The sequence below is a fragment of the Rhodococcus ruber genome (assembly GCF_027270735.1).
Lineage (GTDB): Bacteria > Actinomycetota > Actinomycetes > Mycobacteriales > Mycobacteriaceae > Rhodococcoides > Rhodococcoides rubrum_A.
This window is the reverse complement of record NZ_JAPWIJ010000013.1, coordinates 1-21,438: the sequence shown is the minus strand read 5'-3', so window position 1 is coordinate 21,438 and position 21,438 is coordinate 1. Positions and strand designations below refer to the sequence as shown.

The following is a 21,438-nucleotide window of genomic DNA, read 5'->3' as shown; positions in this document are numbered from 1 at the left end:
GTCAGCGTCTCCGCAGTGATGCGTCGAGCAGCGCGGGTGGGGTGTCGAACTTGTCGCCGGGAGCGAGATCGACACCGGGCGCTACGATCTCGTCGATCCTGTCGAGGACATCGCCGGTCAGGACGGTGTCCGCAGCAGCGAGTTGCGAGTGTAGGTGGGCTACAGTACGCGGCCCGACGAGTGCACTGGTGACTCCTGGATGGGCCGTCACGAAACCGAGCGCGAGTTGGATCAACGTCAGCCCGGCATCGTCGGCGACAGCGACAAGTTTCTCCACAGCGTCGAGTTTGGCCTGGCCGGTGGGAGTGTCGGTTCCGAAGCGCTCGGGCATCATCATTGCGCGGTTCGAGGTGGCGGCTTGTCCTGCGCGGATGGCACCGGAGAGGAAGCCGCCGGCCAGGGGGCTCCACACGAGTACGCCCATTCCGTATTCCTGGGCGACGGGAAGGACATGAGATTCGATGCCGCGCTGCAGGATCGAGTACGGCGGCTGCTCGGTGACGAACCGTGCGAGATGGTGTTCCTTCGCGGCCCACTGCGCCTGCACGGTTCGGTAAGCCGGATAGGTGGAGGAGCCGAAGTAGCGAATCTTCCCGGCTCGCTGCAGATCCGTCAGGGCGGAGAGGGTTTCCTCGTCACTCGTCGTGGGATCCCAGCGGTGTATCTGGTAAAGATCGACGTGATCGGTGTCGAGTCGGCGCAGGCTGTTTTCGAGTTCGGTGACGATCCAGCGGCGGGAGCTGCCCTGATGATTGCGTTCGTCGCCCATCGGGTTGAAGACTTTGGTGGCCATCACGACGTTCTCCCGCCGACCTGCGATCGCCTTGCCGACCATCTCCTCGGACTGCCCCTGGCTGTACATGTCCGCGGTGTCGATGAGGTTGATGCCGCCCTCCAGTGCAGCATCGACGATTGCGGTGGCCTCGTCCTGCGTGGTGCGCCCGATAGCTCCGAAGTTCATCGCGCCGAGCGAGAGCGTGCTGACCTGGACGCCGGTTCGTCCCAGTGTGCGGTACTGCATGGTGATCTCCTCTTGGCCGTTATGGGGCTACTGTGTGAGTAAGCGGAACAACGTTCCGTAACCCAACATACGGAACATCGTTCCGTTTGTCGATGCCTGGAGGGACAGTGACCGAGGCCGAATCCGAGCAGCCCAGGAAGCGAGCGGATGCGAGGCGGAACGAAGCGACGTTGCTCGACGCGGCTGCAACTGCGTTCGTCGACTCGGGGATAGAGGTACCGGTGCGCGAGATTGCCCGTCGGGCCGGCGTCGGCGTGGGCACCATCTATCGGCACTTCCCAACGCGTGGTGATCTCGTCGTTGCCGTCTTCCGGCATCAGGTGGAGGCGTGCGCTGTCGCGGGTCAGGAGCTTCTCGCGGGCCGCGAATCACCGCACGCCGCGTTGGTGCTCTGGATCGACCGGTTCGTCGACTTCCTGGTCACCAAACATGGTCTGGCCGAGGCAATGCAGTCGGACAGCGCCGGATTCGAAACCTTGCACAGCTACTTCCTGGATCGGCTGATCCCCGTGTGCGAGTCACTGCTCGACGCCGCTGCGGACTCGGGGGAGATTGCACCGGGGCAGACCGCCCTGGAGCTGATGCGCGCGGTCGGCAACCTGTGTATCGGTGCCACAGATCCCCGCTACGACCCGCGAAAGATGGCGCGGGTGTTGGTTGCAGGACTGCATATCACGACGGAGCCTGCCGGGATCGGTTGACGGACGGATACTTTCGCTGCGATCGGATAGCGTGGGGCACATGAACTCGGCCACCGACGACCTGGTGAACAAGTATCTCGACGCCCTGCATCGAGCCGACCGCGATGCGATCGTGAGTCTGTTCGCGCCCGGTGCCGTCGTGCATTCGCCGTTGTACGGTCCTATGCGTGCACTCGACTTCTATCGGGCATTGTTCACCGATACCGCAAGCGCCGACCTGACATCGAAGGGTGTGGCCGAGGGACGTACCTCGGCAGGAACACGGCTCGTCACCTTCTGGTTCCATTTCGACTGGCGGCTACCCTCCGGGGTGGCTGCCCCGTTCGACGTCGTCGATGTCGCCGAACTCGACGACGACGGTCGCATCACAACACTGTCGATCGTGTACGACACCGTTGAGGTGCGACCGGCTTTCGAGCGGGAGACCGGATCTTCCTGGAGGTCGACGAAACAGGATCGGTAGCGCCTGGCCTTCGAATCAGCGTGATCGAAACGGGTGCACTATGTGGGCGGCGAGCCTAGCGTCGCGTCCATGACCTGGCTCAGAACACGACTGACGGCGATCATCGATCGCCTCGGAACGCAGTCCGCCTGCACACATGCTGCTGTCGAATTCGGCATCCGCGGGTGATCTGGGAGGCGTCGAAACTGATGTAGTCGGTCACTGCATGCCGCACGCAGGCACGATCAGCGGTAGTAGGAATCCCACCACGTCCGCACTCGGGTTCCGATCAGTGTCAGCCACTTCGAGCGTTTCCCTCCAGTACGTCGGTCTCGAACCAGACCTGAGCTGAATGAGGACGACCCGTGCAACCACGCGAGGGTCCCGGCGCGGTCCCGTGGAGCAGCGAAGCCCAACGCTGTTCGTCTCTGCGGACAGTCCAGCTAACGATCAGGTATCGACTCGAGTGGGGTACCGCTCTGCACGATCTACGATGTCCTCATGACTGCCGATCCGACCACGCCCGCACCGTCGACGAGCTCGGCGAACTGGAAGAGGCGGGGCATCCTCGTCGGAGCCGGCATCGTCCTGTTGTTGATCGCGTACTTCGTCCTGGCGGCGTTTCTTCCGCGCTGGTGGAGCCTTCGGGTCGAAGAACTGGCCGACCGTACGTTCACCAAGGGCATTCTGTGGGGCCTGTTGTTCGGCATCGTCTGTACCTTCGCACCGCTGGTGTTCTTCTGGAGCGCCTGGTCGGTCCGGAAGGGTCGAGCGGGCAAGCCATTGGCCATCGGATCCGTGATCCTGGCTGTGGTCACCGCCATCCCGAACCTGTTGACGCTCACGATCGTCCTCGGTACCAGCAACGCGGCCCACGCAGGTGAACGCACCCTCGACACCAGTGCGCCGGGCTTCCGCGGCGCGACAGCACTCGGTGCGATCATCGCCGTCGTTCTCGTTGCTCTGCTCGTGTTCGTGGTGGTCCGGCGAAACCGTCGCCGCAGAACTGCTGCTCTGCCGCAATAACGGTCAAGCGCTTCGCAATACCGTCGGTTGGGTGATGACGCGGATGCCGGGTTCCGGGTCGAAGCGATATCCCGTCCCCCGGACCGTGGTGATCAGCCGACCGAAGTGCCCGAGTTTGGTTCGCACTCGGGAAAGGTGGACGTCGACGCTGCGTCCGCCGTCGGATGTGTTGAGTTCGGATCTCGCAACGACGACGCGTGGATGCTGCGCCAGATATGCGAAAATCTCGAACTCGGTGTGACTGAGCCGCACGCTCTTGCCGCCGAGGATCACGTCACGGGCGGGGATGTCGATGACGAGGGGAGCGTTCAGATCGTTGACCCGTACATCGAATCGCGTGAGGATCTTTGCATGCGGCGCATAGCTTTTGGCGGCGCTGCGAAGCGCGTCGGCAAGTGCGTGCAACTGCGGTCGGGTCAATCCCTGAAGGGATGATGTGCCGGAATCGGAGATGTGGACAACGACGGTCGCTTCGGTGGTCATGGCGGGGAGCTCCTGAGACAAGGGTGTGCTGCGGATACCGGGCAGTTGGTCAGCGTGGGCAGCGACAGTTCTTGTTCACCGTCACAGGGTGATCGAGGGCGGGCTCGTGCGCCAGGGATCTGCTCATCGTGATCGGAACAGTTGACCGGTGACCGACGAAGTGTTGCGATCGGGCGTGACCGATGTATGCCGACCCCGCGCTGTCCTGTTCACCCGTGCCGTCGATTGGGATCATCCCGACGCCGAAGCGCTGCGCGCGGCGATGGCAGCCGAGGTGGGTCCCCGCTATGCGGACCGGGCGGCTCTGATGTCGAAGACCCAGGCGAACGCCGTCGACGAGAGCACTGTTCATCGGACGTACGTCGTGTATCGCCGTGACTCGGAAGGGGTCGAGCGCGCCGTCGGACACGCAGCGCTGCGGTGGAACGGACCCGACCTCGAGCTCAAGCGCATGTTCGTTCATCCCGACCATCGCGGCACGGGAGTATCGGCTGCCCTGTTGGAGGCGTCGGAGAATGCCGCCCGCGACCAGGGCCTGTCTCGGCTGATATTGCAGACCGGGGACAGGCAGCCCGACGCAGTTCGGCTGTACGAGAAGAGCGGTTACACCCGAATCCCGGTGTTTCCTCCCTACGAGGTCCTGCCGTTCTCGAACACCTTCGAGAAGCGCCTGTAGTCAGGCCCGCAGGGTCATGATCTCGGCTCCGTCGTCGGTGATGACCACCGTGTGCTCGCTGTGCGCGGTGCGGCATCCCGTCGTACTGCGCAGAGTCCATCCGTCGTCGTCGGTGACGAGCTCGTCGGTGTCTTCCATGATCCAGGGCTCGAGTGCCAGCATCAGGCCGGGGCGAAGGCCGTAGCCGCGGCCTGGCCGCCCGTTATTGGACACATGTGGGTCCTGATGCATGGTGGACCCGATACCGTGGCCGCCGAACTGCATGTTGATCGGGTAGCCCGCCTCGCCGAGGACGGTGCCGATGGCATGCGAGATGTCGCCGATCTTGTTTCCCGGCCGTGCCGCTGCGATCCCCGCAGCCAGAGCCCGTTCGGTGGCGTCGATCATGGCGGTGTCTTCTTTTCGGGGCTCGCCGACGACGAAGCTGATGGCAGAGTCCGCGGCGACTCCGCCGAGGACCACGGCGAGATCGAGAGTCAGCAGATCGCCGTCGGTCAACGCGTAGTCGTGCGGAAGGCCATGCAGCACAGCATCGTTGACGGAGGTGCAAATGTAGTGGCCGAACGGACCGCGGCCGAAGGACGGCGCGTAGTCGACGTAGCAGGACGTTGCCCCGGCCCCGAGGATGATCTCTTTGGTCCACTCGTCGATCTCGAGCAGGTTGGTGCCGACGGTGGCGCGCTCGCGGACGGTCTCGAGAATCTCGGCGACCAACGCGCCCGATTTGCGTGCGAGGGGGATTTTGCTGGGTGGGAGAATTTCGATCATGTGATGCCTTTCGTCGTCTGACGAATAACTATACCGGTATAAGTATTGGTGTCGGGCTTGACGGTGCGTCGACCGTAGACCGTTCGTGCGACTCTATTTGCTGTGTCTGCTCATCCACTCGACGACCCCGTCCGCAATTCCCTCGACGGCGCACTCTCGTGCTTTGCGGTCCGGCGCGGACGGGTCATGCGGGCGGATCCCGAAGTTTCTCCGTTTCTGGTGCACCCTGACGTTCTCGATCCGCAGGACTGGGACGACATCGCGGCCCTGTTCGGCCCCCGAACTGTGGTGGCGCTGAACGGACCGGAACGCGCATTGCCCGAGGGGTGGTCGCATGTGGAGACCTTCGGTTTGGTGCAACTCGTCGGCACGCACCTCGAGACGCGTCCTTTCGCCGATGCCCTCCCGCTCACGGCAGCAGACGTCCCGGAGATGCTCGATCTGGTCGGCCGCACCGAGCCCGGGCCGTTCCTGCCCCGAACGATCGAACTCGGCACATACCTCGGTGTTCGACGCGACGGGGCGTTGATCGCGATGGCCGGGGAGCGCATGCACCCACCGGGGTGGACGGAAATCAGCGCGGTGTGCACCGACCCGGAATTCCGCGGGCAGGGTCTGGCCACGGACCTGGTGCGCGCGGTCGGTCACGGTATCCGTGCCCGCGGCGAAGAGCCGTTCCTGCATGCATCGGCTGCGAATGTGCGCGCCATCGACCTCTACCTGTCCATCGGATTCGAGCTGCGTCGGACCTCCCACCTGACGTTGGTGAGAACGCCTGCACCGAACGCGGGGGATGCCGACTGAAGAGCGCAGACCTAGAAGGGTGGGTCGTCGGTGTCTTCGGACGTCGCGTCCGATTCCGGCTCGGGGTTGCCGGGTGGGTGGGGGTAGGTGATGATGCCGGATCGTCTGGGTTTGGTGGGGATGTGTGGCCTCAGGTCGTTGCCGATGACGGGGACGGCTGTGCCGTTGGCGGGCAGAGTGATTCGGGTGGTCTTGGAGGTGGAGGTCCACAGGATCGCGCCGCCGGGGAGCATGACGGCTGTCCAGTAGCCGGCGGTTTTGACGGTGTGGTGGAACTCGCAGAGGCATTGGAGGTTGTTGACCGTCGTCCAGCCGCCGCCGAGGGGGTTGGCGTGATCGAACGCGATGAAGTGGTCGAGTTGGCAGTGTGCGGCGGGGCGGTGGCAGTCGGGGAAGCGGCAGTGTCGGTCGCGGAGGCGTACGGCGGCGGTGGTGAGGGTGTCGGGTCGGTAGATCAGGGCGCGGTCGGTCAGTGGGTCGCGTGCGACGGATTTTCCGAGGGTGGGGTCGGCGGCGATCGCGGCTTCGAGAGCTGCGGCGAGGGAGGCGTTCCCGAGGTAGATGCCCCGTGAGGCAAGACTTGTGAGGACTTCGAGTTCACGGCCAACAAGCGTGCCACCTCGGAGAGTCAAGCCGGACAGGTCGAGGGCAGAGCTGTGCCGTAGTCCTTTGCCTACTGGTGTGTGGGTGCAGAACAAGGCCGCGGCGGAGGTCAGTGATCCCAGGCGACGGCGGCGTTGGTCGTTGCTGGCGGTAGCGGCAGTGGGGGCTGTTCCTGGCGCTGGGCTTTCGGCTGACGTCGGACCGGATGTTGCCGAGCCGGATGGTGTTGTGTACGTGTGTGATTGAGAAGTGGCCCGTGCAGGGTCAGTCGCTCGCGAGGCCTGGTCCGCAGGTGATGGTGAAGCTGGCGCGGGTTCAGAAGGCGCAGCTGCCGGAGCGCCTGTTGCTGCGTGCTTACGGACGGGATCGGCGGCACCTGGGTCGGGAGTTGCCGACGGGTCGGCTGCAGGTATCGGTGTGGACTCGCCGGACTCGTCGTTCGCCTCGGCGTCGCCGGTCTCGCCGGTCTCATCTACCAGTGGCTCTGGTGCCGGTGCCGAGGTGTTCCCCGGTACCGGTGCAGGTGCACTGGCCGAAGTCGGTTCGGTCGAGGAATCAGCCCTACCCGAATTCGTGGCCGACCCGGCCTCACTATCAGTATCGGAATCAGCGGCCGCGTCGGTGTCCGTCCCAGCCCTCGCTTCGGGTCTCGTTGCAGCCCCTGCCTTCTCGCTGTCCGAGCGTCGCTCCCATTCCCCGGTTTCCGGGTTCTGCACGGCCAGGCCCAACTTCTCGGCGAGGGTGACTGCGTCGGTGAGCAGGATCTGCCACTGACTGTTGCGTGCCAACTCACGCGCGAGGTCGGGGTCGATCGATCCGTGCCCGGCCAGATACGCCGGGTTCGCCAGCAACCCGATGAGGGTGGCGATATCGACGGTGACCATCGTCAACGGCACCCGACGATCCGGCAATGCCGCATCTTTTTTCGGGCAGTCATCACGGTGGCACAGACATGCCAGGTGGGGTTCACCGTGCATGCGGGCCATGAACGCATCACACAAACGATCCTGCTTACCGCGAGGGTCTTTCGGGCAGAGGGTGTCGGCCATCTCCTCGAGGAGCTGCCATGCCGCCGCGGCCTCGGGGGCAGTCAATTCCGCTCGGATGCGGGCCAGTTCCCCGGCGGGGCTGTAGGTGACAGTGCGGAATCGTTTCGCGAACTCCCGCAGTGCTGCTGCTTCCTCCGGGGCGACCCGCAGCAGGATGTCCCAGATCTCCTTCTCCAGGGGGCCCGGTGACGACCTGCGGGCTGCTTCGACGATCTCGTTCTCGACCAGGTTCACGATCTGGTCGGAAAGGTTGTCGAGGATCCGGCACACCGTCCGGACTCGGGGGAGGTCGATCTCCCCGGACTCGAATGCTGCCCGCAGCAGTGGAAGTCGGGTATGCAAGGCGACGCCCACGGAGACATACGCCTCGGCGACCGTCGCCGAACATCCCAACGCCACTGCCATCTCGGTGCGCCCGTACCGGCTGTAGTGCTTGTACTTGGTGTCGTGGGTGATCCAGCTCCGATGGACGTCGTAGCAGGCGGAAATCTTACGAGACGCAAGTCGATTCTCTGCCTGTGCGGCAGCGGTCAACGCCTCCAGCGACACGGTCGGTACTGCACCCATTTTCACCCCCCGGTGAGCCGAAACAAGAACGCATGTTCGAACTGAAAGAACAGTATCGGAGGGTGCCGACAAGTTCTGAAACCCGCCATTACGAACGGCGACACCGGCGATTGATCTTTGCCTGTCGGTAGGAGTGGACGGCTCGGCCACGACGGTTCGCCGAACGCGGCGATGCCGGCGATCGGTCGCGCGGAGTGTCCGCGGGGACGGCGGGTGGGTCTACCGCTGGAGCCCGCTCAGGGAGCGGGGGCGAGCAGGTGCTGCTGGGTGCGGTCGATAATCCGCAGGATGATCGAGTCGTCGCCGAAGGCACGGGCCAGGATCAGCCCGCCCTGGATCGCCGCAACCGCGTCGAGAGCACGGTCTGTCGCCTCCTGGGTAGAGAGCCCGCCGCGTTGCAGTACGTCGGCGAGAGCGTCGACCCAGTCCGTGAAGTAGCCTCGGACCGCGTCGGCGAAGGTTTCCTTCTCCTGGCCAAGAGTGATTGCCGCGAACAGGCACACGCTTTCGCGGGACATGAAGTAGTCGGCCACCTTTCGCGACATCGCCTCTACCGCGTTCGTGGCGTTCTCGGTGGTGCGCAGTGGTTCGAAGACCTGTTCCTCGAACCACTCGGCCACCTGGTCGAGGACTGCGCGGGCCATGTCCGTCTTTCCCTCGGGAAAGAAGTGGTAGAGGCTGCCGCGGCCGAGCCCGGTCTCCTGCTGGATGACCGACAGCGAGCCGCCTTCGAAACCTCGCTTGCGGAACACATCGGCGAGGGCGCGAACCGCATCCGAGCGCTCGAGGACAGTTCGGGCCACTACAGTCCGAGGTCGCTCAGGCCGGGGTGGTCGGCCGGACGGGGGCCGGGTGCGCCCCAGAGGAACTTGCGATCGGACTCCGCGATCGCGACGTCGTTGATGCTCGCGTGGCGGTGGGTCATCAGGCCGTCTTTGTCGAACTGCCAGTTCTCGTTGCCATAGGCGCGGAACCATTGGCCGACGACGTCGCGATACTCGTAGGCAAAGCGGACGGCGATGACGTCGCCTGTGTACGCCCATAGCTCTTTGATGAGCCGGTAGTCGAGTTCACGGTCCCACTTGTCGGTGAGGAACTCGACGATCGCGGCGCGGCCGTGAACGAAGGTCGAGCGATTACGCCACCAGCTGTCTCCGCTGTACGCGAGGGAGATGCGCTCGGGGTCGCGGGTGTTCCAGGCATCTTCGGCGGCGCGGACCTTCTGGATGGCCGTGGCCTCGGTGAACGGCGGAAGCGGAGGACGAGACATCAGGGCTCCTCGAGGGCAGATGTGTACCGAACGGCTCAAGTTGTACTGATAGGTACAGTCTGTACCGAAAGGTACAGCTTAAGCCGCGACCTGTCACACCCGACCTCGACAGGCAGTGCTGCCCCCACTGAACGACACTCGCCCGCTCCGTCCACCTTCTCGCGACCTGGCGAACAACCGGCGAATCGCTTGCGAAAACCGCACCCCACCGCCGGCGCGTCTGACAAAATCAGCCCCGACGGTCGGGGACCGTACGAACCGGAAAGCAGCCGATCAGATGCGCAGATCTTTGACCGCAGCCCTCGCCGTGGCATCCGCGATACCCCTCGTTCTACTCGCCGCCGCGCCGGCCTCAGCGGCACCCGGTGACGTCACCGCCGTGTTCGTTACGACACCCAACCCCGGCGGCGGGAGCAGTACCGTCACTGGAACCTTCACCGCCACGGGAGAAACCGCGCCGGCTTACTGCATGATGGTCGACAACAGCGTCGTCAGTGAAGGCAACTTCGTACTGGTCGGCAGCGCCTACGCATCGACCGCCACACCCAACACCATCACGGTCGTGGACACGACCGTGCCTGCCGGCACCTACACCATCGACTGGGTCTGCTTTCAGAACTCGGGCGGCGTTCTGGACGGCACGAAGTTCAACACCGGAGACGACAGCTACCGCGAACCGACAACACTCGTCGTCCCGGTCGTACCAGAAGCGCCGGGCTGCACCGGTTCCGTCTGCCTCCCCACCGGCTCATTCTTCGGATTCTGACCCGGAACCCCCGGCAGGGCATATCTGGCTACACCTAGCGTTCCCGGCAACTGGAACGGTCGGTGGCGGCTGTGGGGCGCGTCGACAGTAGATCAGTGGCTTCCGCTGGACGTGATGCGTCCCAAGAAGGACACTGCAGTGGTGCTGACTATCCGCCGCATCTCGCCGGTTTTCACCCCCGATGATCCTGAACTGGTTGCCCATCTGATTCGCGAGCGCATGGCCGCACGGCAGTGACGCGCCCCGACGAGCGGTTCACGCTCGCCAGCGAACGCACCTTTCTCGCGTGGCTGCGGACCTCACTCGGGCTCCTGGCCGGCGGTATCGCGATCGTCCATCTGGTTCCCGATTTCAGTACCGGGTGGGTTCGCACGGCACTCGGTCTGATTCTGATCGCACTCGCCGCCGCGGCACCGATCATCGGCCTGCGGCGCTGGATGCGTGTTCGCGATGCCCTCGAGAACGGTGCACCGATGCCGGAGTCTCGAGACCTGTGGATCTTCGCGATCGGTATCGGTGCGGTGGCTGTACTCGCTGCGGTCGTCACAGTTCTGGGGATCCAGTAGCGCGAGGCCATCCACCTCGGGTGCACAATCGAAGAACTAGGACGACCAACGACAGGAGTTCGGCGTGGCGCAGGGTCTCAAGCTCGGATACAAGGCATCGGCGGAGCAGTTCGGGCCGCGCGAGTTGGTGGAGCTCGGTGTTCTCGCCGAGCAGCACGGAATGGACTCCGCGACGGTCAGCGACCATTTCCAGCCGTGGCGGCACGAGGGCGGGCATGCGCCGTTCTCGCTCGCCTGGATGACTGCCGTCGGTGAGCGGACGAACACGATTCAGCTCGGTACCTCGGTGCTCACGCCGACGTTCCGCTACAACCCGTCGGTCATCGCCCAGGCATTCGCGACGATGGGCTGCCTGTATCCCGGACGCATCATGCTGGGTGTCGGTACCGGCGAGGCGCTCAACGAGATCGCGACCGGGTTCACCGGCGAATGGCCGGAGTTCAAGGAACGATTTGCGCGGCTGCGGGAGTCGGTGCGCTTGATGCGCGAGCTCTGGCTCGGCGACCGCGTCGACTTCGAGGGCGAGTACTACACCACCAAGGGAGCGTCGATCTACGACGTCCCCGAAGGTGGCATTCCCGTCTACATTGCGGCCGGCGGACCCGTCGTCGCGCGGTATGCAGGACGCGCGGGCGACGGTTTCATCTGCACCTCGGGCAAGGGCATGGAGCTCTACACCGACAAGCTGCTTCCGGCCGTGGAAGAGGGCGCGGGCAAGGCCGAGCGCGACGCCGGTGAGATCGACAAGATGATCGAGATCAAGATCAGCTACGACACCGATCCCGAACTGGCGCTGGAGAATTGCCGCTTCTGGGCCCCGTTGTCGCTGACGCCCGAGCAGAAGCATTCGATCGACGACCCGATCGAGATGGAGAAAGCAGCCGACGAGCTGCCTATCGAGCAGGTCGCCAAGCGGTGGATCGTCGCGTCGGACCCGGACGAGGCCGTGGAGAAGGTCAAGCAGTACACCGACGCCGGCCTGAACCACTTGGTGTTCCACGCTCCGGGTCACGATCAGAAGCGGTTCCTCGAACTCTTCGAGAAAGACCTTGCGCCGCGCCTGCGCAAGCTCGGCTGATTTCCCGAGAGGCTAGAGATCGGCCGCGAGTGCGAACAGTCGCATGTCGCGGTCGGTCCTGGTCTCGTACTCTCCGTACACCTCGACCATCGCGTCGAACTGCCGGTAGATGCGAGCCTTTTCGTCTCCGGTGATTCTGGTGGCCGTCACCGGAATCTTCTTGCCGCCGATGGCCACCACGGCCTTCGGATCGGCGAGGAGGTTGGACGTCCATGCCGGGTGATGTTGCTGACCGAAATTGGATCCGACGACATAGATCTTGTCGCGCTCCCGGTAGTAGAGCAGCGGGCTCGTCCTAGGCTTGCCGGATTTGCGGCCGGTGGTGGTCAACAACACCACCGGTGCCGCAATGGGTCCGAGGACGGTGAACCGGCCGTCGGATTTGGTCAACAACCAGCGGTCGACGCCCGCGAGATTCCTGATCACCCAGGAACCGGGCTTGGTCGACGCGAACTTGACGGCGGGCTTGCGGATGAACGAGGTCTCGCTGCCCCAGCGCACGTCCGGGAACGGTGAATCGGCCATGGTTCATAGGACAACCCGACCGCGCCCGGTGTCAACACCCCAACCCACTAGGCTGGCGGGCATGGCTGAGCCCAGCGGCACCGACGCGTCGGACATGTATCCCTCCAGCATCTATGTCGCGTCACCGGAAGGAGACTCCGGCAAGTCCACCATTGCGTTGGGTGTGCTGCAGATGCTCGCCGCGACGGCCGCCCGGGTTGGGGTGTTTCGGCCCATCGCTCGCTCCACGGACGAGCCCGATTACATTCTGGAACTTCTCGTCGAGCACACCACCGCAGATCTGACGTACGAGCAGTCGCTCGGCGTCACGTACGAGCAGGTGCACACCGATCAGGATGCAGCGCTCAGCGAGATCGTCAATCGCTATCACGAGGTTGCTGCTCAGTGCGACGCCGTGGTGATCGTGGGCAGCGACTACACCGATGTCGGCAGCCCCAGTGAGCTCGGCTTCAACGCCCGAATCGCCGTCAATCTCGGTGCCCCGGTGCTGCTCGCACTGCGTGGATCCGACCGCACACCCGACGAGATCGCGCAGTTGGCTGCCCTGTGCCAGGCCGAACTACGCCAGCATCACGCTCATCTGGCCGCGATCGTAGCAAACCGTTGTGCCCCCGACGATCTCGATGCGGTCACCGATGCGTTGGCCTCGGTCGGGGTGCCTGCGTGGAGCCTGCCGGAGATCCCTCTCCTCGTCGCCCCGACCATGGCCGAGCTGCTCGACGCCGTCGACGGCACCCTCTATAGTGGTGACTCGTCGCTGCTGCAGCGAGAAGCGTTGCGGGTCATGGTAGGTGGTATGACAGCCGAGCACATCCTCGAGCGCCTCACCGAAGGCGTCGTCGTCATCGCGCCTGCGGACCGATCGGACGTACTTCTCGCACTGGTCAATGCCCATGAGGCCGAAGGCTTTCCGTCGCTGGCCGGCATCATCATGAACGGCGGCATCGAGCCCCATCCGGCCATCGCACGTCTGGTGGCGGGACTCGGCCCCCGGCTACCGATCCTCACCACCGATCTCGGCACCTTCGACACCGCCTCCGCCGCGGCGCAGACCAGGGGCCGTGTCGCGGTGGGATCGCAACGCAAGGTCGACACCGCACTGGGGTTGATGGAACAGCGAGTGGACGCGAAAACCCTTCTGGGACGGCTCGACATCGCCATCCCCACCATCACGACCCCGCAGATGTTCGAGTACCAGCTGATCCACCGGGCACGCGCCGACCGCAAGCACATCGTCCTGCCCGAGGGCGGCGACGATCGCATCCTTCGGGCTGCCGGCCGACTGCTGCAGCGTCAGGTTGCGGACCTCACGATCCTCGGCGAGGAGGGTCCTGTTCGCCGACGCGCGTCGGAACTGGGTGTCGACCTGGACAAAGCCACTGTGCTCGATCCCAACAACTGCGAGTACACCGAGGATTTCGCGGTCGAATACACCGAACTGCGCAAGCACAAGGGCATGACGATCGAGCGCGCCCGCGAGATCATGGCCGACATCTCGTACTTCGGAACGATGATGGTGCACAAGGGAATCGCCGACGGCATGGTCTCGGGCGCGGCGCACACCACCGCGCACACCATCAAGCCGTCGTTCGAGATCATCAAGACCACCGAGGGCGTGTCGACGGTGTCGTCGATCTTCCTGATGTGCCTGTCCGATCGTGTACTCGCCTACGGCGACTGCGCCGTCGTGCCGGACCCGACGGCCGAGCAGCTCGCCGACATCGCCGTGTCCTCGGCACAGACGGCGGCCCAGTTCGGCATCGAGCCGCGGGTGGCGATGCTGTCCTACTCCACCGGAGAATCCGGTTCCGGGGCCGACGTGGACAAGGTCCGACAAGCTACTGCGATTGTGCGCGAACGAAATCCGGAACTGCTCGTGGAAGGTCCGATCCAGTACGACGCGGCGATCGAGCCGTCCGTCGCCGCGTCGAAGCTGCCCGACTCCGAGGTGGCCGGCCGTGCAACGGTGTTCATCTTCCCGGATCTCAATACCGGCAACAACACCTACAAGGCCGTCCAGCGCAGCGCCGGTGCCGTCGCCGTCGGGCCGGTTCTGCAGGGCCTGCGCAAGCCCGTCAACGACCTCTCGCGCGGCGCACTCGTCGAGGACATCGTCAATACCGTTGCCATCACGGCTATTCAGGCACAGGGCATTGCCAACGCAGCCAAGGAGAACAGCGAATCGTGAGCATCCTCGTCGTCAACTCCGGATCGTCGTCGGTCAAGTTCCAACTGGTCGATCCCGGATCCGGCGAGTCGCTGGCCAGCGGGCTCGTCGAGCGGATCGGTGAATCCGACGGTCGAGTCGAACTCGACTACCGGGGCGAGAGTGTCGAGCGAATCCAGCACATCGACGACCACGGAGCCGGTCTGGCCCTGGCGTTCGAGATGCTCGCCGACGCCGGGGTCGAATTGGGCGCCGACGTCACCGCCGTCGGGCACCGTGTCGTCCACGGCGGTACGGTGTTCTACCGTCCGACGATTATCGACGACGCTGTCGTGCAGCAGATATCCGATCTCAGTAGCCTTGCGCCGCTTCATAATCCGCCGAACGTACTGGGCATCGAGGTCGCCAGGGAGCAGCTGCCGGATGTCCCGCATGTGGCGGTGTTCGACACGGCCTTCTTCCATTCGCTGCCCGAGGCAGCCGCGACCTATGCCATCGATGCGGCCGTCGCCGCTGAGCACGACATCAGGCGCTACGGCTTCCACGGCACCTCGCACCACTACGTCTCCGACCAGGTGGCGCAGTTCCTCGGACGCGATCTCGCGGAACTGAACCAGATCGTATTGCACCTGGGCAACGGAGCCTCGGCCTCGGCGGTCTCCGGTGGCAAGGCAGTCGACACCTCGATGGGCCTGACCCCGCTCGAGGGGCTGGTCATGGGGACTCGCAGCGGCGACATCGACCCCGGCGTCATCATGCACCTGCGCCGCAGCGCAGGCATGAGCGTCGACGACATCGATGCCCTGCTGAACCGTCGTTCCGGACTGATCGGCTTGTCCGGGGTCAACGACTTCAGGCAACTGCAGCAACGGATCGACGACGGCGACGCCTCCGCGCGGCTGGCCTACGACGTCTACATCCATCGCCTGCGCAAGTACATCGGCGCGTACATGCTCGGACTCGGCCGACTCGATGTCGTCACGTTCACCGCGGGTGTCGGCGAGAACGCGGCCGCCGTGCGTGCCGACGCGCTGGCGAACCTCGAGGGATTCGGAATCGAGATCGACCCGGAGCGTAATGCGGTGCGCAGCAAGCAGGCTCGGGTCATCTCGACCGATGCGTCGACCGTGGCCGTATTGGTGGTGCCGACCAACGAGGAACTGGCGATCGCTCGGGCGACGGACGATCTGGTTCGCGACTAGAACAGTGAACGGGGCCGGATAGCGTTCGCCAGGTCAACCAGTGAGAAGCGATGCGCGCGATCGGTGGCGTTGCGGGCCAATGCCCGCAGCCCCTTCTCGGTGCCACGCCGCAATCCGTCCTCGGTGAAGGGGACGCTGAGAATCGGCTCCCGTTCGGCCGTGGCGGCGTGGCCGGAGACGATCCAGTCCAGCGCCATCGCGAGCACCAGCGTCCGCATCTGCAGCGCCCGACTCTCCGCCTTGGGTAGCAATGCAACTCGGCGGGCGGCGGAACGGAAGTCGGCCTCGGACAGTTCGGCTCGCGAGCGGTCCATCAGCAGCGTCAGCACACTGGTCATGCGCGCCATCGAGTAGTGCCGTGAACTGATCGGTACCTGGTCGAGAGCGGCGATGGCCCCGGTCTGATCGCCGCGCCGCTGCAACTGACGGGCCAATCCGAACGCCGAGCTCACGATGCCGCGGTTGGTTCGCCAGACCGCTCGATAGAGGCCCTCGGCCCGTGCCCGCCACTTCTCGGCTTCGTCGGCTTTACCCGCCGCAACATGACCGAGTAATTCCGAGGTGGCACCGAGAGCGAGCTTGGGGGCCAGCTCTCCGGGCATCGCGCCGAGTACGTTGTCGAAACTGGTGTACGCAGAGTCGTATTCGTGATGCAGCAGGGCGATCAGGCCCGCGTACCACTGCACCCGCCACGGATCGGCGGCGTGGTCCTCGGACTGCACCTTGGCCAGAATCTCGGTGGCCTCGACGACGTTTCCCAGATCCAGATTGGCTTTGACCTCGGCGAGGGTGATCTCGACCCCCAGGTCGACAGGAGACGAGGAAGTCGTGGACTCCTTGGGCTTGTCCGCGCCTGCAGTGACGCGTTCGATGCCGTTGCGTTTGGCGTGCTGCAGTGAGTCCAGGGTCTGGCGAGGCTCGACGTGTACCGCCGCCGCGAGCAGGGGCGCGCTCGGATCGTTGGGGTCTACCAGCGGAACGGGCAGCGCTGCAACAACTTCGGCTGCGGTCATTCGTTCGTGGCGCACCGTGCCGTCCACGTAGGTGTCGGTACGACCCACCGACTGCTCGGTTCCGAAGGTGGTACGGGGCGGGCTGAACACCGTCGACAGGCCGGGGCGCTCGACGCCGGTTCGGATGGCCAGAATCTCGCGCAGCACCCCGGTAGCCTGCCCCGTGAATTCGTCCGCTGATCGAAACCGTCGAGCGGGGTTCTCGTGCGTCGCGCGCAGCAGCAGTCGGTGCAGTGACGGAAATTGCTGCAGTACTTCGGAATCTTCGACCGACGGAAGGCCTTCGAGATACTTTCCGTTCTTCGAGGGCATGTCCAGCGTCAGTACCGCGAGCGTGCGGCCCACCGTGAAGATGTCCGACGCCACCGTCGGTCCTGTCTTGACGATCTCCGGTGCCTGGTAGCCCACCGTGCCGTACAGGTAGCCGTAGTCCTCGATACCCGCGACCGCGCCGAGGTCGATCAGTTTGATCTGGTCGTCGGAGACCATGATGTTCTCGGGTTTGAGGTCGTTGTAGACCAGGCCGATCGAATGTAGGTAGCCCAGTGCCGGCAGCACTTCCAGGACGTAGGCGAGTGCCTGCTCGACGGGCATCCTTCCCCCGTCGCACGTACCGAGAATGTCGCGCAGCGACCGTCCACCGACGTACTCCATGACGATGAAGCCGACGGTCGACCCGTCGCTGCGGGGTTGCTCGACGAAGTTGTAGATCTTGACGACGCCGGGATGCGCTACCTCGGCCAAGAACTGACGCTCCGCGACCGCGACCGCGTGGGCCTCCTCGTCGCCGAAGTGCAGTAGTCCCTTGAGCACCACCCAGCGGTCGCTGACGTTGCGGTCGATGGCGAGGTAGATCCAGCCCAGGCCGCCGTGCGCGATACAGCCCTGCACGTCGTACTGGCCGACCACTCGATCGCCCGGCTCGAGCAGGGGCGTGAAGTCGAACGTCGTGCCGCAGTGCGGGCACACACCTTTGGCGATGTCGGGCTCGCCCGGCTCGCTGCGGCCGACCTTGGCGTTGCACTTCCAACAGAACCGCTTGTGCTGCGGCACCGTAGGATCCGGCATCACCGCAGTTTCGGGATCGACCGGCTCCACCCGGGGTACGTCGACCAGCCCGCCGCCGAGTCGACGTCGAATGCCGGTGCTGCGCGATCGACCGGATCTCGACCTACCCGTCCTGGCGCGGGTGGACGCGGCCTGTGTTGCAGCCGATTTCGCTGTTCCGCGTTCGGTCGAGCCGGCATCCGGAGAAACGGGTCCCGGCGTCCGTGCGGTCCGATCTTCGATCGTCGTCCGCGGGGCACCCGGGTTTCTCGACACTGCTTGGGTGCGTTCGATTCCGTCGGTTCCCGACTCGCCCCGAAAGACTGCCTGCGTCTTGTCCGCTGGGGCAGTAGGTTGCTGTTCGTCGTCGTCCATGATGTCCCTAGTCGCTATACGACGCGGTGGGCGGACCGGGGGAGGGGCCGAGGACCGTCAGCCACCGGTTGTAGATGCGATTCCAGGTTCCGTCGGCGCGAATGCGCGCCAGTGTTCCGTTGACGAACCGCACCAGATCTTCGCTGTCTCGGTTGATCCCCACCCCGTACGGCTCCGGGCTCAGGCTGTCGCCGACGATCTCGAGGTACGGGTCCTGCGCAGCCAAACCGGCCAGAATGGCGTCGTCGGTGCTGATCGCGTCGACCTGTCGTTGTTGCAGCACCACAAGGCAATCGGACCACATCGGCACCGTGACCACGGTCGCTGCGGGTTGCACTCGCTGCAGTCGTCGCAGTGAGGTGGTGCCCTCGACGGCGCACACGCGCTTGCCCGCCAAGTCGCCGACGCCGCGGATGCCCGACCCCTGCACCACCAGAATCCGGTGCTGCGCCTGGAAATACACGGTGGAGAACTGGACATCCTTGCGTCGAGCGCACGTGATTGTCATGGTCTTCACCACGATGTCCACCGAGGAATCCTGCAGGGCCTCCAGCCGTTGCGCCGAGGTCAGGATGCGAAAGTCCAATCGATTCGGATCGCCGAAGAGGTCCCGGGAAATCTCCCGCGCGATGTCGACGTCGAACCCGACCAGCTGCCCGCTCATCGGATCGCGGAAGCTGAAAAGGTTGCTGCCCGTGTCCAGTCCGACGACCAAGCGGCCCTTCGCGCGCAGTGCGTCGATGGTCGGTTGCGGTACCGGCGGAGTATCCGTGCCGCTCGGAAGCGGACGCAGGCTGGCGGTGGGGCGAGCGCACTCGTCGTCGGCCGAGGTTTCGGTCGGCCGAGCGGCCACGGATGCGCCGTCCGGTAGCGGCGGTTCGGAAAACGTCGTATCGACCTGCGGTGCAAAGCTTTCCGACGGAGCGCAGCCGACCAGCAGGGCGGTGGCCAGAATGCCGACGGCGAGCAGACGTTTCACAGGTACTCACGCAGCCTCGGGAACAGGCCGACGCCGAACGCCACCGAGGCGACGACGGTGAGCACGTAGGCACCGTTGGACAAGCCGGACAACACCCCAACGGAGCGGTCGATGTTGGACCGTAGTTCTGCTCGTGCATTCTCTATTCCGTCGACCAGAACACTGTCCAATGCAGTGAAGGCGGCGGCCGAATCGGATTCCGAGGTTCCGGTGGCGATGGCGACTGCGCCGTTGAAGTCGCCGACTTCGAGGGCGGAATCGATTCGGGCATGCGAGCCGGACCATGTGTTCAGCGCGTCGATCACCGCGGTATCACCCTGAAACATCTCCGACATGCGAGAGACGTTGGCGTCGAACGATTGTCCGTAATCCTGACTGCCGCCGCGGCGCGCGAGATCGAGGGTCTCGTCCGCTCTGGCCTGCTGAGCCATGATGAAACCCGTCGTGTACGACTTGAGCGGAGCGACACCGCGATCGAGCGCGCGGTCGGTAGCGATCGAGGAGATCAGTCCCACCACCAGCATCCAGCCGAGCAGGCCGACGACAGCGGCCGTGGCACCGAGGAATCCGACGTTCAACGTTCGACGCGTGGTTCGCGAGAGGTACCACTGAGCCAGGCCGGTCATCATCAGCAGGAACACCACCGACCCGATCGCGAAGAACGGCGGGCTGGTGAACCGTTCCTGATCGGCGGACACCCGTGATGCCTGCTCGGTGTACAACTTCTCGGCCAGCGGCAGCAGACTCGTCTGCATCATGGTCGACGCCTCGCCGAGGTAGGCCGCGCCCACAGGGTTTCCGCTTCGGTTGTTGGCCCTGGCCGTCTCGACCAGCCCGCTGTACACCGGCAGTCCGGCGGCGATCTGCGTCAGTACCGCGCTGGTGGCCTCGTCGTTCTCGGTCACTCCGGCCGAGGCTGCGATCAGTTCGGACGACGCCTCGCCGAGCGCCTGCGAGTATCGCTCGCGTACCTCGGCCGGTTCGAGACCGCCGGCGATGAACGCCGTTGCGGCAGCGGAATCGGCCACCGACAGTGCGCCGTACAGATTCTGCGCCGAGTTCGCGAACGGTTCGGTCCGCACCAGCAGCGTGCCCAAGGTGTCCACCCGCTCGGTGACGGCCGTGGACGCCAGATTTCCGACCGTCAATGCCAACACCACGAGCGCGGTTCCCATCGCGACCAACCGCGCAGGCGTCGAACGCATCGTGTAGCGAACCGGTGGCTTGCCGGCAACGGCACCGACGGGAGTGGCCGTTGTCGGAGGCACGGCAGCGGAGGGGGTAATGCCGGCCGCGATCACGTCACCGAGCATATAAGCAGGCGGACCGTACTGCAGCCACTACAGCACAGTCACTACCGGCGGACCGTTCCCCTAGGGTGGTGAGCATGCGAGGTGACGGGGACGGGTGGGTGATCGGTGACGACGGTTCTCGCCACTGGGGAAAGCACGGGGCCGCCGGACTGCTGCTCCGCGCACCGTCGAACACCGGAGAACCGCTGGTACTGCTACAGCACCGCGCGCTGTGGAGCCACCAGGGTGGAACGTGGGCGCTGCCCGGCGGAGCCCGTGACTCTCACGAGAGCACCGAGCACGCGGCCGTACGCGAGGCGCACGAGGAAGCCGGCATCACTGCCGAGCAGCTGTGCGTTCGGAGCGAACGGGTCACGGCGAGTGTCGCGAGCGGCTGGTCGTACACCACCGTCGTCGCCGATACCGATCATCCACTGACCACCGTGCCCAACGGTGAGAGCACCGAACTGCGCTGGGTACCGGAATCGACCGTCGACGACCTCCCGTTGCACCCGGGGTTCGCATCGAGCTGGTCGGCGCTGCGTACCGTGCCGCTGCGGGTACTGCTGGACACCGCCAACGTGCTCGGTTCGCGACCGAACGGCTGGTGGAAGGATCGCGCCGGATCGACCGGCGCACTGCTCACCTCGATTGCCGAGACCCTGCCGCGGACCGTCGAACTGCCCGGCGGCCAGTACGGCTGGCTCACCCGAATCGACGCCGTCCTCGAAGGCGAGGCCCGCACAGCGGTGGTGAACGACCCGCGTGCCCGGACGATTCTTGCGAACGGCAGCGGAGACGACACCTTGGCCGATCAGGCCCGACTCGACGGAGATCTGACGGCGCTGGTCACGGCCGACCGCGGACTGCGCGACCGCCTCCCCGATTCGGTGCAGGTGTTGACGCCGTCGACCGTCCTGGGCTGGTTGTAGAGAACCTGGCGTTCGCCGGCTTGTCGGTTCTGCTCAGTGATACTGGAGTTGTTCGTCGAGGTGGAAGGTGTGACTCGTTTCCGCTC

The 21,438-nt window shown here is 65.0% G+C and carries 22 protein-coding genes; 12 read left to right on the top strand and 10 right to left on the bottom strand.

The annotated features are described in order from the left end of the window. Window position 1 precedes the first annotated feature (1 nt). Entirely contained in the window at window positions 2-1,021 is a 1,020-nt protein-coding gene (locus O4220_RS24230) for an aldo/keto reductase (protein ID WP_269608101.1), read from the bottom strand. Between the two features lie 107 nt (window positions 1,022-1,128). On the opposite strand from O4220_RS24230, the gene O4220_RS24225 reads away from it, so the two are divergent. From O4220_RS24225 to O4220_RS24215, 3 genes are all read left to right on the top strand, one after another. Then, a complete protein-coding gene (locus O4220_RS24225; protein ID WP_269608100.1) occupies window positions 1,129-1,722 on the top strand; it encodes a TetR/AcrR family transcriptional regulator in 594 nt (197 codons plus the stop codon). Between the two features lie 40 nt (window positions 1,723-1,762). Further along, window positions 1,763-2,185: a nuclear transport factor 2 family protein gene (locus O4220_RS24220; RefSeq protein WP_269608099.1), complete on the top strand. Its 423-nt coding sequence runs from the start codon at window positions 1,763-1,765 to the stop codon at window positions 2,183-2,185. Window positions 2,186-2,665: 480 nt separating this feature from the next. Further along, window positions 2,666-3,190: a permease gene (locus tag O4220_RS24215; protein ID WP_269608098.1), complete on the top strand. Its 525-nt coding sequence runs from the start codon at window positions 2,666-2,668 to the stop codon at window positions 3,188-3,190. 3 nt (window positions 3,191-3,193) lie between these two features. Here the strand turns inward: O4220_RS24215 and O4220_RS24210 are convergent, their stop codons facing one another. Continuing rightward, the gene (locus tag O4220_RS24210; RefSeq protein WP_269608097.1) at window positions 3,194-3,673 is read right to left on the bottom strand and encodes a winged helix-turn-helix domain-containing protein; all 480 of its coding nucleotides are present in this window, start codon (window positions 3,671-3,673) and stop codon (window positions 3,194-3,196) included. Between the two features lie 262 nt (window positions 3,674-3,935). Here O4220_RS24210 and O4220_RS24205 point away from each other — a divergent pair, with 262 nt between their 5' ends. Next, window positions 3,936-4,349, top strand: a complete 414-nt coding sequence (locus O4220_RS24205; RefSeq protein WP_269608187.1) for a GNAT family N-acetyltransferase — start codon at window positions 3,936-3,938, stop codon at window positions 4,347-4,349. Here the strand turns inward: O4220_RS24205 and map are convergent, their stop codons facing one another. Further along, on the bottom strand, window positions 4,350-5,117 hold the full coding sequence (gene map, locus O4220_RS24200) for a type I methionyl aminopeptidase (protein ID WP_269608096.1): 768 nt from the start codon (window positions 5,115-5,117) through the stop codon (window positions 4,350-4,352). It lies immediately after the preceding gene. 102 nt (window positions 5,118-5,219) lie between these two features. Between map and O4220_RS24195 the strand changes: the two genes are divergently transcribed. Beyond that, complete coding sequence (locus O4220_RS24195) at window positions 5,220-5,921, top strand: GNAT family N-acetyltransferase (RefSeq protein ID WP_269608094.1); 702 nt, start codon at window positions 5,220-5,222, stop codon at window positions 5,919-5,921. 11 nt (window positions 5,922-5,932) lie between these two features. On the opposite strand, the gene O4220_RS24190 is transcribed toward O4220_RS24195, so the two are convergent. The 3 genes from O4220_RS24190 to O4220_RS24180 form a co-directional block, all read right to left on the bottom strand. Then, window positions 5,933-8,140, bottom strand: a complete 2,208-nt coding sequence (locus O4220_RS24190; RefSeq protein ID WP_269608093.1) for an HNH endonuclease signature motif containing protein — start codon at window positions 8,138-8,140, stop codon at window positions 5,933-5,935. Window positions 8,141-8,376: 236 nt separating this feature from the next. Beyond that, a complete protein-coding gene (locus O4220_RS24185) occupies window positions 8,377-8,943 on the bottom strand; it encodes a TetR/AcrR family transcriptional regulator (RefSeq protein ID WP_269608092.1) in 567 nt (188 codons plus the stop codon). Beyond that, a complete protein-coding gene (locus O4220_RS24180; protein WP_420030457.1) occupies window positions 8,943-9,410 on the bottom strand; it encodes a DUF1348 family protein in 468 nt (155 codons plus the stop codon). Before O4220_RS24180 ends, O4220_RS24185 begins: the two co-directional genes overlap by 1 nt. Window positions 9,411-9,687: 277 nt before the next feature. On the opposite strand from O4220_RS24180, the gene O4220_RS24175 reads away from it, so the two are divergent. The 4 genes from O4220_RS24175 to fgd all read left to right on the top strand — a co-directional run bounded on the left by O4220_RS24175 (window position 9,688) and on the right by fgd (window position 11,820). Continuing rightward, window positions 9,688-10,176: a hypothetical protein gene (locus O4220_RS24175; protein WP_269608091.1), complete on the top strand. Its 489-nt coding sequence runs from the start codon at window positions 9,688-9,690 to the stop codon at window positions 10,174-10,176. 114 nt (window positions 10,177-10,290) lie between these two features. Beyond that, window positions 10,291-10,413 (top strand): hypothetical protein, encoded by a 123-nt coding sequence (locus tag O4220_RS24170; RefSeq protein ID WP_269608090.1) that lies wholly within the window; start codon window positions 10,291-10,293, stop codon window positions 10,411-10,413. After that, window positions 10,410-10,742, top strand: coding sequence for a YidH family protein (locus O4220_RS24165; protein ID WP_082520879.1), 333 nt, complete (start codon window positions 10,410-10,412; stop codon window positions 10,740-10,742). Before O4220_RS24170 ends, O4220_RS24165 begins: the two co-directional genes overlap by 4 nt. Before the next feature lie 64 nt (window positions 10,743-10,806). Next, the gene (gene fgd, locus O4220_RS24160; protein ID WP_032401751.1) at window positions 10,807-11,820 is read left to right on the top strand and encodes a glucose-6-phosphate dehydrogenase (coenzyme-F420); all 1,014 of its coding nucleotides are present in this window, start codon (window positions 10,807-10,809) and stop codon (window positions 11,818-11,820) included. A 12-nt stretch (window positions 11,821-11,832) separates the two neighbouring features. Here the strand turns inward: fgd and O4220_RS24155 are convergent, their stop codons facing one another. Continuing rightward, entirely contained in the window at window positions 11,833-12,345 is a 513-nt protein-coding gene (locus O4220_RS24155) for a nitroreductase/quinone reductase family protein (protein WP_269608086.1), read from the bottom strand. A 61-nt stretch (window positions 12,346-12,406) separates the two neighbouring features. Here O4220_RS24155 and pta point away from each other — a divergent pair, with 61 nt between their 5' ends. Beyond that, on the top strand, window positions 12,407-14,533 hold the full coding sequence (pta, locus tag O4220_RS24150; RefSeq protein ID WP_269608085.1) for a phosphate acetyltransferase: 2,127 nt from the start codon (window positions 12,407-12,409) through the stop codon (window positions 14,531-14,533). Beyond that, on the top strand, window positions 14,530-15,714 hold the full coding sequence (locus tag O4220_RS24145; RefSeq protein WP_269608084.1) for an acetate kinase: 1,185 nt from the start codon (window positions 14,530-14,532) through the stop codon (window positions 15,712-15,714). Before pta ends, O4220_RS24145 begins: the two co-directional genes overlap by 4 nt. Here O4220_RS24145 and O4220_RS24140 read toward each other — a convergent pair. From O4220_RS24140 to O4220_RS24130, 3 genes are read right to left on the bottom strand one after another with little or no spacing between them, the layout of a single operon-like run. Next, window positions 15,711-18,149, bottom strand: a complete 2,439-nt coding sequence (locus O4220_RS24140; protein WP_269608083.1) for a serine/threonine-protein kinase — start codon at window positions 18,147-18,149, stop codon at window positions 15,711-15,713. The genes O4220_RS24145 and O4220_RS24140 overlap by 4 nt on opposite strands. 7 nt (window positions 18,150-18,156) lie before the next feature. Continuing rightward, window positions 18,157-19,128: a glutamate ABC transporter substrate-binding protein gene (locus O4220_RS24135; RefSeq protein ID WP_269608082.1), complete on the bottom strand. Its 972-nt coding sequence runs from the start codon at window positions 19,126-19,128 to the stop codon at window positions 18,157-18,159. Continuing rightward, on the bottom strand, window positions 19,125-20,429 hold the full coding sequence (locus tag O4220_RS24130; RefSeq protein WP_269608081.1) for a hypothetical protein: 1,305 nt from the start codon (window positions 20,427-20,429) through the stop codon (window positions 19,125-19,127). Before O4220_RS24130 ends, O4220_RS24135 begins: the two co-directional genes overlap by 4 nt. Window positions 20,430-20,515: 86 nt before the next feature. Here O4220_RS24130 and O4220_RS24125 point away from each other — a divergent pair, with 86 nt between their 5' ends. Continuing rightward, a complete protein-coding gene (locus O4220_RS24125) occupies window positions 20,516-21,352 on the top strand; it encodes an NUDIX hydrolase (protein ID WP_269608080.1) in 837 nt (278 codons plus the stop codon). Window positions 21,353-21,438 lie beyond the last annotated feature (86 nt).

Bases quoted from the DNA above. Each gene is read 5' to 3' on its own strand.
- O4220_RS24140 (WP_269608083.1), bottom strand. From the start codon at position 18,149: ATGGACGACGACGAACAGCAACCTACTGCCCCAGCGGACAAGACGCAG.
- pta (WP_269608085.1), top strand. From the start codon at position 12,407: ATGGCTGAGCCCAGCGGCACCGACGCGTCGGACATGTATCCCTCCAGC.
- O4220_RS24175 (WP_269608091.1), top strand. From the start codon at position 9,688: ATGCGCAGATCTTTGACCGCAGCCCTCGCCGTGGCATCCGCGATACCC.
- O4220_RS24220 (WP_269608099.1), top strand. From the start codon at position 1,763: ATGAACTCGGCCACCGACGACCTGGTGAACAAGTATCTCGACGCCCTG.
- map (WP_269608096.1), bottom strand. From the start codon at position 5,117: ATGATCGAAATTCTCCCACCCAGCAAAATCCCCCTCGCACGCAAATCG.
- O4220_RS24215 (WP_269608098.1), top strand. From the start codon at position 2,666: ATGACTGCCGATCCGACCACGCCCGCACCGTCGACGAGCTCGGCGAAC.
- O4220_RS24180 (WP_420030457.1), bottom strand. From the start codon at position 9,410: ATGTCTCGTCCTCCGCTTCCGCCGTTCACCGAGGCCACGGCCATCCAG.
- O4220_RS24155 (WP_269608086.1), bottom strand. From the start codon at position 12,345: ATGGCCGATTCACCGTTCCCGGACGTGCGCTGGGGCAGCGAGACCTCG.
- O4220_RS24210 (WP_269608097.1), bottom strand. From the start codon at position 3,673: ATGACCACCGAAGCGACCGTCGTTGTCCACATCTCCGATTCCGGCACA.
- O4220_RS24125 (WP_269608080.1), top strand. From the start codon at position 20,516: ATGCGAGGTGACGGGGACGGGTGGGTGATCGGTGACGACGGTTCTCGC.
- O4220_RS24205 (WP_269608187.1), top strand. From the start codon at position 3,936: ATGGCAGCCGAGGTGGGTCCCCGCTATGCGGACCGGGCGGCTCTGATG.
- O4220_RS24170 (WP_269608090.1), top strand. From the start codon at position 10,291: ATGCGTCCCAAGAAGGACACTGCAGTGGTGCTGACTATCCGCCGCATC.
- O4220_RS24230 (WP_269608101.1), bottom strand. From the start codon at position 1,021: ATGCAGTACCGCACACTGGGACGAACCGGCGTCCAGGTCAGCACGCTC.
- O4220_RS24190 (WP_269608093.1), bottom strand. From the start codon at position 8,140: ATGGGTGCAGTACCGACCGTGTCGCTGGAGGCGTTGACCGCTGCCGCA.